This window comes from Bacteroidales bacterium (assembly GCA_031275285.1).
GTDB lineage: Bacteria > Bacteroidota > Bacteroidia > Bacteroidales > UBA4181 > JAIRLS01.
In genome coordinates this window covers 17,707-34,670 of the sequence record JAISOY010000222.1, presented here as the reverse complement: position 1 = coordinate 34,670, position 16,964 = coordinate 17,707, and the positions used below count along the sequence as shown (strand labels likewise).

Annotated in this window: 15 protein-coding genes; 6 read left to right on the top strand and 9 right to left on the bottom strand. The window is 40.5% G+C overall.

What is annotated here, in order from left to right:
- Window position 1: 1 nt before the first annotated feature.
- Window positions 2-1,111 (top strand): DNA-processing protein DprA, encoded by a 1,110-nt coding sequence (gene dprA, locus LBQ60_21875; protein MDR2040573.1) that lies wholly within the window; start codon window positions 2-4, stop codon window positions 1,109-1,111.
- Between the two features lie 24 nt (window positions 1,112-1,135).
- On the opposite strand, the gene LBQ60_21870 is transcribed toward dprA, so the two are convergent.
- The gene (locus LBQ60_21870; protein ID MDR2040572.1) at window positions 1,136-1,678 is read right to left on the bottom strand and encodes a PorT family protein; all 543 of its coding nucleotides are present in this window, start codon (window positions 1,676-1,678) and stop codon (window positions 1,136-1,138) included.
- Between the two features lie 367 nt (window positions 1,679-2,045).
- Between LBQ60_21870 and LBQ60_21865 the strand changes: the two genes are divergently transcribed.
- From LBQ60_21865 to LBQ60_21855, 3 genes are all read left to right on the top strand, one after another.
- The gene (locus LBQ60_21865) at window positions 2,046-3,431 is read left to right on the top strand and encodes a retropepsin-like domain-containing protein (protein ID MDR2040571.1); all 1,386 of its coding nucleotides are present in this window, start codon (window positions 2,046-2,048) and stop codon (window positions 3,429-3,431) included.
- A gap of 791 nt (window positions 3,432-4,222) precedes the next feature.
- Complete coding sequence (dnaB, locus tag LBQ60_21860; protein MDR2040570.1) at window positions 4,223-5,722, top strand: replicative DNA helicase; 1,500 nt, start codon at window positions 4,223-4,225, stop codon at window positions 5,720-5,722.
- A 32-nt stretch (window positions 5,723-5,754) separates the two neighbouring features.
- Window positions 5,755-8,046, top strand: a complete 2,292-nt coding sequence (locus LBQ60_21855) for a UvrD-helicase domain-containing protein (protein ID MDR2040569.1) — start codon at window positions 5,755-5,757, stop codon at window positions 8,044-8,046.
- A 59-nt stretch (window positions 8,047-8,105) separates the two neighbouring features.
- Here LBQ60_21855 and LBQ60_21850 read toward each other — a convergent pair whose 3' ends face one another.
- Both LBQ60_21850 and LBQ60_21845 read right to left on the bottom strand, forming a co-directional pair.
- Window positions 8,106-9,326, bottom strand: coding sequence for a glycoside hydrolase family 88 protein (locus LBQ60_21850; GenBank protein MDR2040568.1), 1,221 nt, complete (start codon window positions 9,324-9,326; stop codon window positions 8,106-8,108).
- Between the two features lie 49 nt (window positions 9,327-9,375).
- Window positions 9,376-10,272, bottom strand: coding sequence for a hypothetical protein (locus tag LBQ60_21845; GenBank protein MDR2040567.1), 897 nt, complete (start codon window positions 10,270-10,272; stop codon window positions 9,376-9,378).
- 459 nt (window positions 10,273-10,731) lie between these two features.
- Here LBQ60_21845 and LBQ60_21840 point away from each other — a divergent pair, with 459 nt between their 5' ends.
- Both LBQ60_21840 and LBQ60_21835 read left to right on the top strand, forming a co-directional pair.
- Window positions 10,732-11,142, top strand: a complete 411-nt coding sequence (locus LBQ60_21840) for an MBL fold metallo-hydrolase (GenBank protein MDR2040566.1) — start codon at window positions 10,732-10,734, stop codon at window positions 11,140-11,142.
- On the top strand, window positions 11,085-12,122 hold the full coding sequence (locus tag LBQ60_21835; protein ID MDR2040565.1) for an MBL fold metallo-hydrolase: 1,038 nt from the start codon (window positions 11,085-11,087) through the stop codon (window positions 12,120-12,122). The genes LBQ60_21840 and LBQ60_21835 overlap by 58 nt, the downstream gene beginning before the upstream one ends.
- Before the next feature lie 298 nt (window positions 12,123-12,420).
- Here the strand turns inward: LBQ60_21835 and LBQ60_21830 are convergent, their stop codons facing one another.
- From LBQ60_21830 to ahpC, 6 genes are all read right to left on the bottom strand, one after another.
- A complete protein-coding gene (locus LBQ60_21830; GenBank protein MDR2040564.1) occupies window positions 12,421-12,585 on the bottom strand; it encodes a rubredoxin in 165 nt (54 codons plus the stop codon).
- A gap of 22 nt (window positions 12,586-12,607) precedes the next feature.
- Window positions 12,608-13,207, bottom strand: coding sequence for a nitroreductase family protein (locus LBQ60_21825; GenBank protein MDR2040563.1), 600 nt, complete (start codon window positions 13,205-13,207; stop codon window positions 12,608-12,610).
- Between the two features lie 55 nt (window positions 13,208-13,262).
- Entirely contained in the window at window positions 13,263-13,748 is a 486-nt protein-coding gene (locus tag LBQ60_21820) for a ferritin (GenBank protein ID MDR2040562.1), read from the bottom strand.
- A 433-nt stretch (window positions 13,749-14,181) separates the two neighbouring features.
- Window positions 14,182-14,589, bottom strand: a complete 408-nt coding sequence (locus tag LBQ60_21815) for a transcriptional repressor (protein MDR2040561.1) — start codon at window positions 14,587-14,589, stop codon at window positions 14,182-14,184.
- A 106-nt stretch (window positions 14,590-14,695) separates the two neighbouring features.
- The gene (ahpF, locus tag LBQ60_21810; GenBank protein MDR2040560.1) at window positions 14,696-16,252 is read right to left on the bottom strand and encodes an alkyl hydroperoxide reductase subunit F; all 1,557 of its coding nucleotides are present in this window, start codon (window positions 16,250-16,252) and stop codon (window positions 14,696-14,698) included.
- 82 nt (window positions 16,253-16,334) lie between these two features.
- Window positions 16,335-16,901, bottom strand: a complete 567-nt coding sequence (ahpC, locus tag LBQ60_21805) for a peroxiredoxin (protein MDR2040559.1) — start codon at window positions 16,899-16,901, stop codon at window positions 16,335-16,337.
- Between the last annotated feature and the right edge of the window lie 63 nt (window positions 16,902-16,964).

The following is a 16,964-nucleotide window of genomic DNA, read 5'->3' as shown; positions in this document are numbered from 1 at the left end:
GATGGATGAAGCGTTGAAATACAAAATCGGAATAGGTCTGATTCCCGGTATTGGCGATATCATGGCTAAAAAACTGATTTCATATTGCAACGGTCCGGAAGCTGTCTTTAAAGAAAGAAAAGAAGTATTGATGAAAATACCGGGAGTGGGGGAGATGTTGGCTTCATCCATTACCCGTCAGGATATTTTACAAAAGGCGGAAAAAGAAATAGATTTTATTCATCGCCACCAAATCGGTTATTCCTACTATCTGGATGATAATTATCCGCAGAGGTTGAAAAACTGTCCCGATGCCCCGGTTATCTTTTATTATAAAGGAGAAATTGATTTTGAATCTTCTAAGATATTGAGTATTGTCGGGACAAGGCAGGCTACTTCATATGGGAAAGATTTCTGTAATCAGCTGGTTGATGAATTATGCCGGCGGGGGCATCATCCGGTGATTGTAAGTGGTCTGGCTTATGGAATTGATATTTGTGCTCACCGGGCAGCTTTGCGCAATGAGACGCCCACCATTGCTGTACTGGGAAACGGATTGTCGCAGATATATCCGTCGATGCATACTGCTACGGCCCGCGAAATTGTCCGTCATGGGGGAATCCTTCTTTCAGAGTTTTTGAGTGACAGTCCTATTGACCGTAATAATTTTATTAAACGCAACAGGATCATAGCCGGATTGGCCGATTGTACCGTTGTTGTTGAATCCAATATGAAAGGAGGGGCATTGATAACGGCAGATATTGCCAATTCCTATAACAGGGATGTTTTTGCCTGTCCCGGTCGTTTAACTGATCCCTGTTCTGCAGGATGCAACTGGTTGGTCAAAACCAACAAGGCCCATCTGCTTCAGAGTGTTGATGATATTGAATACATCATGAACTGGGATGTAAAGGAAAAACAACCGGAAGCAATCCAGATGAATTTGTTCCCAACGGTATCAGCCGACGAGAAAATTGTCCTGGAGTGTCTTAGGGAACACGGAGCATGTATGATCGATCATCTTAGCGCACATGCACAGATGCCCGTCCATAAAGTCTCTACCCTGTTATTGAATCTGGAATTATCCGGTTGGGTACGTAGTCTGCCCGGGAAAATGTACAAGGCGGTATAGCCCTTGTATATTTTGGAGTATCCTTTAAAAAAGGATAGCTGCGGATAGTGAAAACTTATTGTTCTTTAAATCAAATTCGCTGGCATCGGAAACATTTTTCAATCCCCAGGAATAACGAAGACCTAATTGTAATTTCCATACCTCAATGCCACCGCCTAATCCGATACCCCAGTCAAACTTTTTAACACTATCCTTGAAGGTATCTCCGTCGAAATTCACTGCATAGGCGAAATACGGACCTGCTAAAATAAATGGCCTGACAATTAGAAGATTAAATCCCCATCGTACATTTACAGGTACTTCGAAATAACCGATTTTGTTGGATATATTATCTATCTTCATCTTATGGGAAGTATACAATAATTCCGGTTGGACTCCTAATCCTATAATAGGAACCTTAAACTGGAGCAATATTCCGGCATGCCATCCGGTAGCATCTTTCAGTGATAACTCGTCCGATTTGAACTTAGGGAAATTAAGCCCGCCTTTGACCCCGAAATGAACCTGTGAATGAACATTTCCGGCAAAGCTGATCATGACAACAATGATAAAAGCAATTTTTTTCATGTGTGAATTTTTTAGGTAATATTCAATGTTAAATCCAGTAAACAAAAATAATCAAATTTATTGAATTGACGACTATCTCTTTCAAATAGCAGCCGTATTAGAATTTATTTTTGTTATCATCTAGTTATAAGGGAATTTTTTGTGTCAGGTATCGATTTGGCAGCAGTTATTTTGAATGATTAAGATAGTCTTATGGTTTAACTTGTTGATAAATAAATGAGTATAATATTAACAATAATCTGCATGATCAACTCGCTAGCAGTTAATTTAAGTATATTTTTTAATTATTATTTTTAATTCAGAAATAAAAATTACATTTGTAATTGATGTATTTCAATATGACTTTTTTATTAAATCCAGCAACTACATGAAAAGAGAGGTGTTTTTATTTTTTATGCTATGTTTTAGCATTTCGTCTTATGCGCAGGTACAACGTAATTATGCTCAGGAGCTTATTGACTTGTTGCATACGGAAAGATATTTTGAAGCTAGAGAAATTAAATCGAAATATGCATACTTTCTTCCTCAAAAAGACAGGGCATTTGATTTAATCTATGATATCCATATGGCACTTGCATTTAATAAACCGGATAGTGCTATAGTTTATCTTGAAGAATTTTTAAGCAACCGGGATTATGAGCGCATTATGGGGCCTATTATAGGCTCTTATTATGGGAGGTTGGTTCTTGTCTATGAAGAGTGTCAACGGTTTGAACAGTCAATAGATGCTGTTGGTAAACACTTAGACTATTTGGAAAGAAATCCATTTTCTATGGATCAGAAATTTATCGAATCAGAAATTCTTATTGGGCAAAATAAGATAGTATCACTAAAAGAAAAATTAAAGAATGAACCGCTTTGGCGAATTGTGAGAGATTCAGATGTGCAAAATATAGAGTTGAAAGATAGCGAGTATATTAGATTTGATGCATTATATAACGGTAAGGTAGTAGAAACATTCTTTGACACTGGTTCTTCTTTATTTTGCGTTATGGATGAAGCAACAGCTAATGATATAGGAGTGAGAATAAGTCCCAATCAGGACACTATGCGAATGATAAATGGGAAGCCGGAAAGAGCTCTGGAAGGTATTATTGATGAGGTAGAGTTAAAGGGCGTAAAACTTTATAATATCCCGGTGTTAATTCTAAATTCAGTTTCGCCCATGTCAACTGGTTTATCTCCAAATGATCAATCAAACATTGCGAAGGAGTTGTTGAAAGAGAAACAAGTTGTAATGGGGATTCCAATGATGAAAATGATAGGTCGGTTTGAATTTGATTGGAAAGCAAATACTTTCCGTATTTCACAAAGGCAAGAGCCTGGAGAGATTAGCCTTGCCTCAAATTTTATGTTTCTTAGAAACGTTCCTTATTTGAATTTGAAAATAAATGATATAGGGTTTACTGGTTTTTTTGATTCTGGTTCCAATCAGTTTTTGAATCTGACATATCCATATTGCAATTCAAAAAGTGATCTTATTGAATTAGATACTCAAAAGCAAGTGTATACCCGTACAGGATTTACAGGAACAGAGACACATATAGAACGTCAGAAGGTGAAGGATCCACGTGTCTATTTTGATGGAAGAAAGATCGGTAACGATGACTTGGATAATGATGTTTATGTAGCAGACTTTAGTTGGTCTCATATAAACTGTCGGGATGGGGAAGCAGGCGTTAAATTTATAAAAAATATAGGTTCTAAATGCATTCTGGACTTTGATGCCATGACAGTTACAATAGAAGATTAATGCGCTGTAGGGTAGTTCTCTCTGTATATATATTTATGAATTAGAGAGTGGAAAAATTAAAAAGGCTTATCTTTTAGAAAACTTTCGAAGCGCTTGCGGTTGATAAGTAATTATTTGTATGATCCTTCTATCTGATTTTTACCTACATGTTTACTGTATTGCTTATAAGGCTCATCAGTAACAGACAACAAAGTGTGGTGCTCTTCTCCCAAACCTGAATTCGTGAATTTATAAATGCCGGTATTTTATCTGTTTTTCGGTTGATTTCCCGTTTAATGTCATGGTTTCTGTGTTAATGTTCTTTTTAAGCCTGACTGTTTTTTTTGTGGATAAATTCAGGCTGTTTATTGAACTTTTTAAAAGAAGAATCTGCCATAGGTAAATAATATCACTTCAGTATCTCCTGTAGTTATTGAAATTAAAATTTCATCCCTTGTTTTAGCAATAACTTTAGGTTGAATGTGGTATATTTTATAACTTGTGAAATTTATATTTCGTCTCGTTTGTTTTTTTAGTTTTCCCATATTAGCGATTTGATAACCTGCTGTAATTGAGGTGTTCAATTACTTATCAACAATTATGCGGATCTATGTTTATGATGGTGTTGAAAAATGTTTTGTATCATCTATGGAATAAACTAAGCCAACTGTTGTATCTTTGTTTCTCCAAACAATATTTTAATGTTTAATATATAATCGTAAACGCCTCTTATTTAGGAGGTATTACTTTCTTCAATAATTTGATACATGGCAAAGACAAACAGCCGGCAGGGTAGGGGAACTTTTCCCATCATGGATAACACCAGGGTGATAGGCGTGGAAGCTGGTAAACTGCCACCCCAGGCTGTGGATATGGAAGAGGCTGTATTGGGTGCTATTATGCTTGAAAAAGATGCTATTTATGAAGTAATTGAATTGCTCAAGCCCGAGTGCTTTTATAAAGAGGCCCATTCCAAAATATACCAGGCTGTAATAGATCTGTCTCTACGGGAAGAGCCTATTGACCTGAAAACGGTAACCCATGAGCTTCGTAAGAAAGGATTACTGGAAGAGGTAGGCGGATCATTTTATATCACACAGTTGACGACCCGTGTAATGTCTTCAGTGCATATAGAATACCATGCCCGTATCATTTATCAGAAATATGTGCAACGGGAGTTGATCAGGGTATCTACACATATTCAGGAACGGGCATTTGATGAAAGTGTGGATGTTGAAGACCTGCTGAACAGTTCGGAACAGGCCATGTTTGAGATCACACAGGGATCCATCAAAAAAGATGTACAATCCATCAGTGTATTGTTGAAGGATGCTATTGAAAGTATTGAAGAGGCCGGGAAGCGTGAAGACAACCTGGTCGGTGTACCTTCCGGATTCACTAAACTGGACCGTATAACAGCAGGGTGGCAGCCCACCGACCTGATCATCATTGCAGCAAGACCCTCCATGGGGAAAACGGCATTTGTCCTGTCCATGGCCAGGAATATGGCTGTAGACCATAAGCGTCCCGTCGCTTTATTCTCATTGGAAATGTCTTCACAGCAGCTGGTAAAACGTATGATCGTTTCGGAGACCGAATTGGACTCGCAGAAGATCAGGACGGGAAAACTGGAAAAAGAGGATTGGGAACGTTTGGAATCCAAAATTACCGCATTACAGGAAGCTCCGGTGTTCATCGATGATACCCCGGCTTTATCGGTTTTTGAATTTCGGGCAAAATGCCGGAGGCTGGTACAACAACACCATGTCGGTATTGCCATCATCGATTATCTGCAGTTGATGACCTGGACCGGGGATACCAAAGGCAACAGGGAACAGGAAGTATCCAATATCTCCCGTTCGCTCAAAGCCATTGCAAAAGAACTGAATATTCCGGTCATTGCTCTTTCCCAGTTGAATCGTGGTGTGGAAAACCGTACAGGTTTGCAGAATAAACGTCCCCAGCTGGCAGACCTCAGGGAATCCGGAGCTATTGAACAGGATGCTGATATTGTTGCTTTTATACATAGGCCTGAATATTATGGATTTACAGAAGATGAGGAAGGGAACTCATTGCGGGGAATCGCTGAAATTATACTGGCCAAGCACCGTAACGGGGCATTGGATGATGTCCAGTTGAAATTCAGGAGTCAGTTTGCCAAATTTGTGGAACCTGATGCCGACAGCCTTGCCTACGATATGATGCCCCAGATTATGCCATCCAAAATGAATGAAGATGATATGTCGGGCGATACATTTTATGATCATTCTTTTCCGGCAGGCACTTCTTCCAATGAACCGGCACCATTTTAAACACAGTAACCAGAAAGAAAATGGAGCAGGGGATGATCGATTTTTTAAATGACCTGAACGGAACACAACGCGAAGCAGTTACCCAGTATGACGGGCCTTCGTTGATTATTGCAGGGGCAGGTTCGGGAAAAACGAGGGTATTGACTTACCGGATCGCTTACCTGCTGACACAAGGGGTTGCACCCGGAAGTATCCTGGCACTTACTTTTACCAATAAGGCTGCCAGGGAAATGAAAGAACGTATTGCACAACTGGTAGGAGAGAAGCAGGCCCGTCGTTTATGGATGGGGACTTTCCATTCCGTTTTTGCCAGGATATTGCGCTCCGAGGCGGAAGCCATCGGATACCCCTCCAATTTCTCCATATATGATACACAGGATACTAAAAACCTGTTCCGGCAGATCATTAAAGACATGAAGCTGGATGATCAGATCTATAAAGTGGGAGATGTCTACAGCCGCATATCTTCAGCCAAAAATAACCTGATAACAGCCAGTATGTATGCTGCTAATTCAAACCTTACCGTGCAGGATGCGGCCGTCAAAAGGCCGTTGATCTCAGAAATTTACCGGCAATATGCACAACGTTGCTTCAAGGCCGGAGCCATGGATTTTGATGATATCCTGTTGAATACCAATATACTTTTTCGTGATCATCCGGAAATCCTGGATAAATACCAGCGATTTTACCGTTATATACTGGTGGATGAGTACCAGGATACGAATTCGGCGCAATACATGATCGTGAAGAAGCTGGCCCGGCAACGGGGCAATATTTGTGTTGTCGGAGATGACGCCCAGAGCATCTATGCTTTTCGTGGAGCGCGTATTGAAAACATACTGAATTTCAGGAAAGATTATCCGAATTACCGGATGTACAAACTGGAGCAGAATTACCGCTCTACCCAGAATATTGTCAATGCAGCCAATACACTGATCGAGAAAAATAAGAACAGGATACAGAAAGAGATATTTTCGGAAAATGACTCAGGTGACCGTATCCGTGTATTCGGTGTCGGGACGGATCAGGAAGAGGGATACCTGGTTGCAGCATCTATACTGGAGATGAAATACAATTACCAGTTGTTCAATAAGGATTTTGCCATTTTGTACCGGACCAATGCCCAGTCCCGTATTTTTGAAGAAGCCTTGCGGAAGAGGAATATCCCCTACAAAATCTATGGGGGATTGTCTTTCTACGAAAGGAAGGAAGTAAAAGATGTATTGGCTTACGGAAGGTTGCTGGTGAATTATAAGGATGATGAAGCATTCAAACGGATCATAAATTTCCCGGCAAGGGGCATTGGCAATACGACCATTGGGCGACTGGAGACGGCAGCAAATGCAGCCGGCCTGTCATTATGGGAGACAGCACTCAGGGCAGATCAACTGGCTCCGGAGATAACCGGTGCGGCCCGTGCTAAAATACAACAGTTCATTACTTTTATGAACGGGTTTTCCCAGAAACTGGCATCGTTGGATGCCTATGAACTCTTACATCAGCTGATACTGGCTACAGGTATTATCTCTTTATTGCAGGCAGAAAAAACACCGGAGAATATCAGCCGCCTACAGAATATCGATGAGCTTTTGAATGGTATCCGTGAATTTGTGGAGGAAAATGTCTCGGAGTCAGATCTGGTTACGCTGGATCAATACCTTGCTAATGTTTCATTATTGACGGATGCCGATAACGAATCGGAGGAGGATATGGACAAGGTAACGGTGATGACGGTACATTCATCGAAAGGCCTTGAATTTGATGTGGTATACATCGTCGGAATGGAAGAAAACCTTTTTCCGTCGCAAATGTCCATTTCTTCTTTACAGGATATCGAAGAAGAACGAAGATTATTTTATGTGGCCCTGACCCGCGCCCGGCGTAATGTTTTTCTGTCTTATGCCGCTACCCGTTTCCGTTGGGGATCTATCGTATCTTCTTCACCCAGCAGGTTTATCAAGGAAATTGATCCAAAATATCTTGATTTCCCCGGAGGGAATACCCGTATGGTAAATAATCCTTTTACCACACCTTCGTCCAGACCGCTTTTTGATACTGCAGGTAATGCTCAACCGGCTTTTTCAAAGAAACTTTCCCCGGTCAATCAGTTTTCTGCAAAATCTTCCCTGGCTGATACATCCGAATACCAGGCCGATGATCCTGACAAGATCAAGCCGGGCATGTCTGTGGAACACCAACGCTTTGGCGTAGGAAAAGTCCTCAGCCTGGATGGAAATGGTTCCAATGCCAAAGTAGTCGTACATTTTGGCAATGCAGGACAAAAACAACTATTATTGAAATTCGCCAAATTGAGAATAGTCTGAGATAAAGAGTTCTTATTCTTGCAAAAAAAACTCGCCTTAATTACGGATGAAATGACTTTTTATAATTGCTCTTGCTCTAAAAGCAATTTTTTTCGCAACAATGCTTCCAGGAAATAATAATCGGCATATACCAACGGGACATCGATTTCACTTTTTCCCGGTTTGGAACCTGTGCTGTGCATGAGCAGGAAGCCACGGTTCTCGTTCAGTGGTGAACGATAGGCCGGAGAAGACAGGCTTTCCAGTATCTTATCTGCTTTTGCCCGGTATTCGTCTGTTTTTTCGGGAACATATCCGCTTAGTTCATATAATGCAGAGGCGGTTACAGATGCTGCCGAAGCGTCACGTGGTTCATGGGGGATATCCGGTGCGTCAAAATCCCAATAGGGAACCAGATCCTCAGGCATATTAGGATGAGAAAACATATAATTTTCAATACGTTTGGCCTGTTCCAGAAATTCGGTGAGCCCGGTTGCCCGGTAACACATCGTATATCCGTACAGTCCCCATGCCTGTCCGCGCGACCATGCCGATTCATGTGCCAGGCCCTGATGGGTATGCTTGTTTAATACTTGCCCGGAAATGGTATCATAATCAATCACATGATAGGTACTGTAATCTGCCCGGAAATGATTTTTCATGGTGGTGCGTGCGTGATTGACTGCGATCTGGTAAAACAGGGAATCGCCGGTTTCTTCGAATGCCCAGAAAAGCAGTTCAAGATTCATCATATTGTCGATGATTACCGGATATTGCCATTTGTCCCTGTTGTGGTCCCAGGAACGTATAGCCCCTACCTTTTCCCGGTAACGGGATGTCAATGTCCTGGCCGACTGTATCAGTATTTCCCGATAATTATCATCGTTGGTCAAACGGTATCCATTACCGAAGCTGCAAAACATTTTAAAACCCATATCGTGGGTACCTCCGTTGAGCTTTTCGCGTTCGATCAATCCGGTATAATGACGGGCCTGTTCCATCCATTGATGATCGCCGGTATATTCGTACATATACCAGAGTTCACCGGGATAGAAGCCGCTTGTCCAGTCACGTGAAATGACCAGCCGTAATTTCCCGTCAGGCTCTATGGTACGCGGATTGGTCAAAGGACCGGAATGGCTCCTTTCACGCCGCTCCCTGCTTTTTTCCGGTTCTTCGGATAGGGCCGTTTGGATTTCACTGAAGGAAAAAGTCAATTGCCGGGTAGCAAACTGAAAATTGTCTTCTATCAGTTCCTTTCCTGTTTTCGGTTGGGAAGAACAGGCAACCGCTATCATCATTATTAAAAAAAGGGAGAAGAGATTTGCTTTCATGTGGTTATCGGAGGTTTTAGTGGGACTTATCTGGAGTTATATATCGGTAATCTTTGTCAGGGAAGATACGTTCTGCCCTTTTACATATCCGGGCAGCCGTATTATTTTTCCTTTTCCGGTATGGTACAGATGAGAGATCGTAATCACGGATCATGGACATTTCTTCTTCAAAACTTAACTGTAACAGGTATGACCTCAAATATATGTCTTGGATGGCCTTATTCCAACCATCTTTGTTTCCCCAATAATGTGCGACAACATCTTTTGCATCGGTCAACGTATAATAATCCGACATTAATATGGAAAAAGACATTTGCTCCATAAATGTATTCCGATCAACGAGATAAGATAATTTGTCGGACAATTGAATGGCTGTATCGATCAGTTCTTTGTTTCTTTTGACGGGAATGCCGACAACTCCTGAATTCCACATGGCATGACCGGAAGTGATGCTAACTCCTTCAACCGTCCTGTTTCCTACCCGTTTCCATACATGACGTTCCGTCTTAGTCGTAGGGCGGGATAAAAGATTCTCATATTCATGCAATATGGCTGTACCGTTTTCCAATAGATGAAACAAACGATCCATTGACCCGTAAATAAATGTGTCCGAATCTATAAACATCAAAGGCGTATCCGGGTAAAGGTTTATCATTAATTGTATGGACTTTTGCTTGGCGCGGAATCCAAAATTTTTCGAACCGGTCCACATCCACTCTTTGATTGTTTCCTGTTCTACCGTATGTATGGTAAGCGGTTTATTCTCCGGGAACTTTTTAAAATATTCCGGATGATCGGTAACCAGGTGTATCGAAATGTCGGGATGATACAACCAGAAAGTTTGCATGGAAAAAAAAGTCTGACAATATATATCCGCATTGTTACCATATGCCAGATAAATTATATGAATCATGATATGTGGGGAATTGGTATTTTTCAACATCCAAAAATAGGATAAATTATTATATCATCAATATGTGGTATGGTTAAATTCATTGATATGATGGTTCAATCTGGTTTGGTATGTAATCAATGTATCATAAACAGACCTATTGATCCGTGATGATGAATGGTTTACATTTTCCTATCTTTCAACCATGCATCATATGTACTTTTAGGAAAAACCTCTGATTCGTAATGAGGTAAAAAATAATGATATTTTGATTTACGGGATGTTTTGTCCTTAAATTTTAATGCCATCAGATAAAATCACTGGACATCAGGCTATTTTGCCAGGCAGTTGTCGTAAAAAGCGTTGAAGTATTTGCAATAACTTTTTCTGATGTGATATATTACTCTTGTCATTGACACATTTTTGAGAAGAGAAAAAATAACTACTTTTGATATCAATTTCAAAAGTTGATCAGGAATAATGAAGATTGAACAGATTTATACAGGATGTCTGTCACATGGAGCTTATTACATCGTTTCCAAAGGAGAAGCGGCCATCATTGATCCATTGCGTGAACCGCAACCTTATCTGAAAAGATTGGAAAGGGATGGTGTAACACTCAAATATATTTTTGAAACCCATTTTCATGCCGACTTCGTAAGTGGACATATACATCTGAGTGAAAGAACCAATGCCCCAATTATATATGGTCCGACTGCTCAACCCGAATTCAAGGCTATTATTGCAAAGGACAACCAGCGCTTCCAATTAGGGGATGTAACGATCCGTATTATACATACGCCCGGACATACGATGGAAAGCTCCTGTTTTTATTGTCTGATGAGAGCGGTAAGGATGCGGCGTTATTCAGTGGTGATACCTTATTTTTAGGCGACGTGGGAAGACCGGACCTGGCTCAGAAGGCAACCAATATGACACAGGAACAATTGGCCGGATTGCTTTATGATAGCCTTTATAACAAAATACTTCCTTTGGCGGATGATATTAAAATATATCCGGCACATGGAGCAGGTTCTGCTTGCGGGAAAAATATGATGAAAGAAACAGTGGATACGTTGGGCAATCAAAAAAAGACAAATTATGCCCTGAATCAACCGGATAAGAATACATTTATAGAAGCAGTAACTGACGGATTGCTTCCTCCACCCGGTTATTTTAAAATGAATGCCGAAATGAATAAGACGGGATATACTGTTTTTGATACGGTGTTAGACAGGGGAATGAATGCACTCACTGCAGCCGGTTTTGAAGCCATTGCGGAGACAACAAATGCTTTATTATTGGATACCAGGGATGACCGGGATTTTGCGAAAGGATTTATTCCACAATCTGTAAATATCGGATTGAATGGAAGTTTTGCACCTTGGGTAGGTACGTTAGTAGCAGATGTGCAGCAACCGATCCTTTTGGTTACTGATCATGGAAAGGAAGAAGAAACCATTACCCGGTTGAGCCGTGTAGGTTTTGATCATGTGTTGGGATACCTGAAAGGAGGTATTGAAGCATGGGTAAAGTCCGGAAAGGAAACAGACAGGGTAAACCGTATTTCGCCTGAAAAATTTGCTGCAGAAATGAAGGATAGGAACTATAAGGTCGTGGATGTACGTAAACCAGGCGAATACACGGCTGAACATATTAAAGGCGCAGATAACAAGCCTCTGGACTATATCAATGACTGGATAGAAGAGATCGATCCTGGAGAACACTTTTATTTATACTGTGGAAGCGGATATCGCAGTATGATGGCAGCAAGTATTTTACAGGCAAGAGGATACCGCAATTTCTCGGAAATAGAAGGTGGTTTTCAGCCTATTACTGCAACCAATGTTCCCACGACCGGATCTATTTGATATCCTATTGAGCGGTTGTCTGATTCAGCTTAGATATGATGAAATGTCCATAAACATAGCGGTATACCCACCGTCATGAACAAAATAGGACATTTAGTTTCACTGAGCCGTTACCTGCGGTGAACCCTTTGGGTTTCGGGGTCCATGTGTCCATTAAAAATTAAATTTTATTCACATGAAACCCTTTTATATCACGAAAATCAGTGAACCTCTTAATGTGGCTTGTTGCTTTTGTTTTTATTTGCTTCAGTAGATATAATAAAATAAGAAAGGATGACATGAGTCATCCTTTCTTATTTTATTCATCCACAGGAGAAAAATCCTCCTTACCTACTCCGCAAAGTGGGCATACCCAGTCATCGGGAATATCTTCAAAAGCGGTTCCCGGTTTAATTCCACTGTCCGGATCTCCTTCAGCGGGATCATATACGTACCCGCAAATATCGCATTGGTATTTTTTCATTGTTGATGTTTTAATAGATTAATTACTCAAATATAATACTTCTGTTTTGAATTGGTGCAAATACTTTTTCATTTGGTTCGGTAATAGGTATCCCAAACGGCATTTGTGCGATCAGTTTCCAACTCGGGTCAATCTTCCATGATTTTGAGATCTCTTCATCAATCAAAGGATTGTAATGCTGGAGAGAGGCACCAAAGCCTGCTTTTTCAAGCAATAGCCATATAGCATACTGATGCATGGCCGAAGCATGTTCAGACCATATCGGAAAATTATCCCGGAAAGTCGGATAGTTATTTTGAAGTGTTTTAACAACACTTTGATCCTCGTAAAAAAGAACTGTACCATAACCTGCTTCAAAACAGTTTTCGATTTTTTCTTTTGTCGCCGGAAATTTTTCGGTGGATATTAGTCCTTCGAGTTCCTTTTTTACTATATCCCATAATCTTTTATGATGCTCATTCAAAAGAAGTACAATTCTGGTTGATTGTGAGTTGAATGGAGAAGGGGTATGAAGCACTGCAAAATCAATTAATTCTTTGATCTCTTTGTCGGAAATGGGACTTTTACCAGCGATTTGGTAGTAAGACCTGCGATCTTTAATTATCTTTTTCAAATTTTCCATGTCAATTTTTTAAGAAATGATACGTTTTTGATAAATGATGTATTGTTTTTAGCGATTATCTTTTGGCCAGGTCATGATTAATGCTATACAATCCATGTACACCGAATACGTTGAATTTATCCAATATTGATTTAGCAGAATCTTCTTCTTCCACTTGCTCCGTCACAAACCATCTCAGAAATTCCTGTGTGGCTTTGTCATTCTCTGCAATAGCCAGATCCATGAGCTGATCGATCATTTCCGAAACTTGGAGTTCATGTTTGTATACATGTTCAAATACAGCCTGAGGGTTCTCCCATTCAGTAGGGACTGCATCAATTTGGTTAACAATGGCTTTTCCACCACGTTGAACGGAATAATCGATCAGTTTATGGGCATGTTCCAGCTCTTCCTCTGCCTGCTTTTTCATCCAGTTGACGCATCCGTCAAGTCCTCCCATATTCATGAAATAAACGGCCATAGACAGGTACAGGTTTGACGACCACATTTCTGCTTTGATTTGCTGGTTAAAAGCATCCGATAATTTTTTTGTAAGATTCATATGATTTATTTTAATAATTGGTAAAACATTTGTTTAATAAAAACTCGTGAAAAAGTAAGAATCAAGCATATTTAGAAACGATGATCCATAAAAATACTTATTCAGTATACATTGGGAGGTCTGCCCGTGGCATGCCCATCCTTACACATTTCGTGAAAGGTATCACTGCATGTCATCCATGTTCAGTTCTTTTGTACGAATTGCTATTTTCTGCTTATCCGGACAGGTTTCACTTTCTGCCTAGAACCTGTCATTCGGGTTGATTTTGGTACCCCATACCATTCATACTGCATTCTGCATTGAAATGAACTTTCAATCCTTCCGGAGTTTTGGGACCGCTCACCTTGTCGGTATTCGTCCACCCATCCAATGCTTGTGCAGATCAATTCATGATGAAGCTTTAATAGGTTTAAGTTGAATCATTGCATGATTGTTACCTGCAATTTTTACAGGTACCCAGGAAGTATACCTGGGTTTCTTCGTGAAGAAGATCCATGTCTTCTTTAAAAGAAGGAACTTCCTCTTTATTCATCGGAATATCGTAGATCATTCCGCATTTTTTGCATTTAAAATGAGCATGATCGAACGTATTCGCATCATACCTTACATTTTTTTCGTCGATAGTCAAGGATAACACAGCTTTCTTGTCATAAAACAATTTGAGGGTATTATAGACGGTTGTTTTCGACAATGTAGGCATAGATGGCAACAGGTCATTGAAGATCTCATCTATCGTGGGATGAGTCATGTGTTCCATCAGGTATTGCATGATAGCCACCCGCTGCATAGAGGGTCTGATATCATGGCTTGTCAGGTGTTGGTGTATTTCTTGAATATCCATTTTTGTTCATTATCTATTATCCATTGATTATGGATGTAAAATTAGAATAATTATCATGTTTTACACAAAATGTTTTTTTCTGACTTATCCTGAGGAACGGAAATGATTACCCCAAAACACCGCGGATACGATCATCAAATGCGGAAAGAGCTGCTTTAGCACCTTCGCCCATTGATATGACGATCTGCTTGTAAGGTACGGTAGAAACATCTCCGGCCGCATAAATGCCAGAGACATTCGTCCGGCAATGTTCATCGATCTCGATTTCACCCATGAGGTTGATTTTTACAATGTCTCTGAACAATAGACTGTTGGGTATTAATCCGATCTGAACAAAAATACCGTCCAGTTCGACCAAACGTTCCTGTTCGGTCTGGCGGTCTTTTACCTTGATGCCGACTAATTTTTCATCATCACCAAGAATTTCAGTAGTTTGTGCGTTGAGGAAGAGCTCCACATTCGGCAGGCTATGTAATTTTTCCTGAAGTACCCGGTCGGCTTTCATTTCTTCCAGGAATTCAAAAACGGTTACTTTGGAACAGATGCCTGCCAGGTCAATGGCTGCTTCGATACCGGAATTTCCACCACCAATGACCGCTGTATGTTTTCCTTTGTAAAAGGGACCATCACAATGCGGGCAGAAAGCCACCCCCTTACCGATGTATCTTGATTCTCCTTCCACATTGAGTCTGCGCCAGCTTGCACCGGTAGCAATGATCAGCGCCGGGGAGGTATAGATCTCACCGCCTTTTACATGCAATATTTTATTATTTCCATTAATTTCCACTTTTTCAACAGTCCGGTTCTCGAAAATATCAATAGGATATTCCAGCATATGCTTTTTCAGGTCATTAGCTAATTGTTCCCCGGTAGTCTTAGGAATTGAAACCAGATTTTCAATGCCTACCGTTTCCTTGACTTGTCCGCCGATGCGTTCAGCCAGAACAGCTACTTTCAACCCTTTACGTGCGGAATAAATGGCTGCTGAAGAGCCTGCAGGTCCCCCGCCTATCACCAGCACATCATATTCTTTACGGGTATCCACGGGATTGACTATTTCTTCCGATCCGTATTTTTTTTCGAGTTTATCCAACAGTTCGCCAAAATCGGCACGTCCCGAATGAATAAATTCACTATCGGCAAATACGGCAGGAACTCCTTGTATTTTCAACCGGTCCACTTCTTCCTGATTGATGGCTCCATCCACAGTTTCGTGTTGTATCCTGGGATTGATCAATGCCATCAGGTTGAATGCTTGTGCCACATCCGGGCAATTAGTACAGGTGAGCGATACATAGGTAGTGATATGGATTTTTCCTTTCAAGGCTTTTATCCTGTTCTGAATAAATTCATCCGGGAAATTCTTGCCTTTTCCATCACTGTTCAGTATTGCCAGAAGAAGTGTGGAAAACTCATGCCCGTTAGGCACAGCCCTGAATTTTATTCCGGTCTTTGCCCCATCTTTCAATAGGTAAAACTCTAGTCCGGTCCCTTTATTCAGATGGCATTCGATCTTGTCCGAGCATGAAGACAAGTCTTCCAGTAATTCGATCAGATCTTCACGGTTTTCATGAGTGTCGGACACGTAGATATCCAACGTATATGATGAAGAAAGTTCTGAAAAAATAGACTTTACCTGTTCTTTTATTGCTGTATCTAACATTTGATTTATTTGTTGGTGAAGATGGAGTATGAAACCAGATCCTTACTCCATCATTGATCATTATATGATTTTAGACCGGGATTTAGATTTTACCTACGAGATCAATACCCGGTTTCAGAGTTTTGTCTCCTTTTTTCCATTTGGCCGGACAAACCTCATTCGGATTTTCTGCTACGAACTTGGCCGCTTCTGCTTTGCGGAGTAATTCACCTGCATTACGTCCGATACCATTGTCATGGATTTCACACACCTTGATTTGTCCTTCAGGATTGAAGAGGAAGGTACCACGATAAGCCAACCCTTCTTCTTCAATATATACGCCCAGTGCACGTGAAAGAGCACCAGTTGGATCAGCCAGCATCGGATATTTTATCTTTTTAATGCTTTCCGAAGCATCGTGCCAGGCTTTATGAACAAAATGCGTATCAGTACTTACCGAATACACCTCAACGCCTAATTCTTTGAATTTAGCGTAATTATCAGCCATGTCTTCCAATTCGGTAGGACAAACAAAAGTAAAATCAGCAGGATAAAAAAAGAAAATACCCCATTTACCTTTTACATCTTTATCGGTAATGGTTTTGAACTCACCGTTATGATAAGCGTTCGCTTTAAATTCGGGAATGAAAGAATTAATGATAGATGCCATAATATGAATATTTAAAATTATTATAAATTTGTAATTGATACAAAAATATATTTATTTTAAATG

What these genes read in the sequence shown, in the direction of transcription:
- LBQ60_21820 (MDR2040562.1), bottom strand. Translation starts at nt 13,748, where the DNA reads ATGAATCTTACAAAAAAATTATCGGATGCTTTTAACCAGCAAATCAAA.
- LBQ60_21845 (MDR2040567.1), bottom strand. Translation starts at nt 10,272, where the DNA reads ATGATTCATATAATTTATCTGGCATATGGTAACAATGCGGATATATAT.
- LBQ60_21830 (MDR2040564.1), bottom strand. Translation starts at nt 12,585, where the DNA reads ATGAAAAAATACCAATGCGATATTTGCGGGTACGTATATGATCCCGCT.
- LBQ60_21840 (MDR2040566.1), top strand. Translation starts at nt 10,732, where the DNA reads ATGAAGATTGAACAGATTTATACAGGATGTCTGTCACATGGAGCTTAT.
- ahpC (MDR2040559.1), bottom strand. Translation starts at nt 16,901, where the DNA reads ATGGCATCTATCATTAATTCTTTCATTCCCGAATTTAAAGCGAACGCT.
- ahpF (MDR2040560.1), bottom strand. Translation starts at nt 16,252, where the DNA reads ATGTTAGATACAGCAATAAAAGAACAGGTAAAGTCTATTTTTTCAGAA.
- LBQ60_21825 (MDR2040563.1), bottom strand. Translation starts at nt 13,207, where the DNA reads ATGGAAAATTTGAAAAAGATAATTAAAGATCGCAGGTCTTACTACCAA.
- LBQ60_21815 (MDR2040561.1), bottom strand. Translation starts at nt 14,589, where the DNA reads ATGGATATTCAAGAAATACACCAACACCTGACAAGCCATGATATCAGA.
- dnaB (MDR2040570.1), top strand. Translation starts at nt 4,223, where the DNA reads ATGGATAACACCAGGGTGATAGGCGTGGAAGCTGGTAAACTGCCACCC.
- LBQ60_21855 (MDR2040569.1), top strand. Translation starts at nt 5,755, where the DNA reads ATGATCGATTTTTTAAATGACCTGAACGGAACACAACGCGAAGCAGTT.
- LBQ60_21870 (MDR2040572.1), bottom strand. Translation starts at nt 1,678, where the DNA reads ATGAAAAAAATTGCTTTTATCATTGTTGTCATGATCAGCTTTGCCGGA.
- LBQ60_21850 (MDR2040568.1), bottom strand. Translation starts at nt 9,326, where the DNA reads ATGATGATAGCGGTTGCCTGTTCTTCCCAACCGAAAACAGGAAAGGAA.
- dprA (MDR2040573.1), top strand. Translation starts at nt 2, where the DNA reads ATGGATGAAGCGTTGAAATACAAAATCGGAATAGGTCTGATTCCCGGT.
- LBQ60_21865 (MDR2040571.1), top strand. Translation starts at nt 2,046, where the DNA reads ATGAAAAGAGAGGTGTTTTTATTTTTTATGCTATGTTTTAGCATTTCG.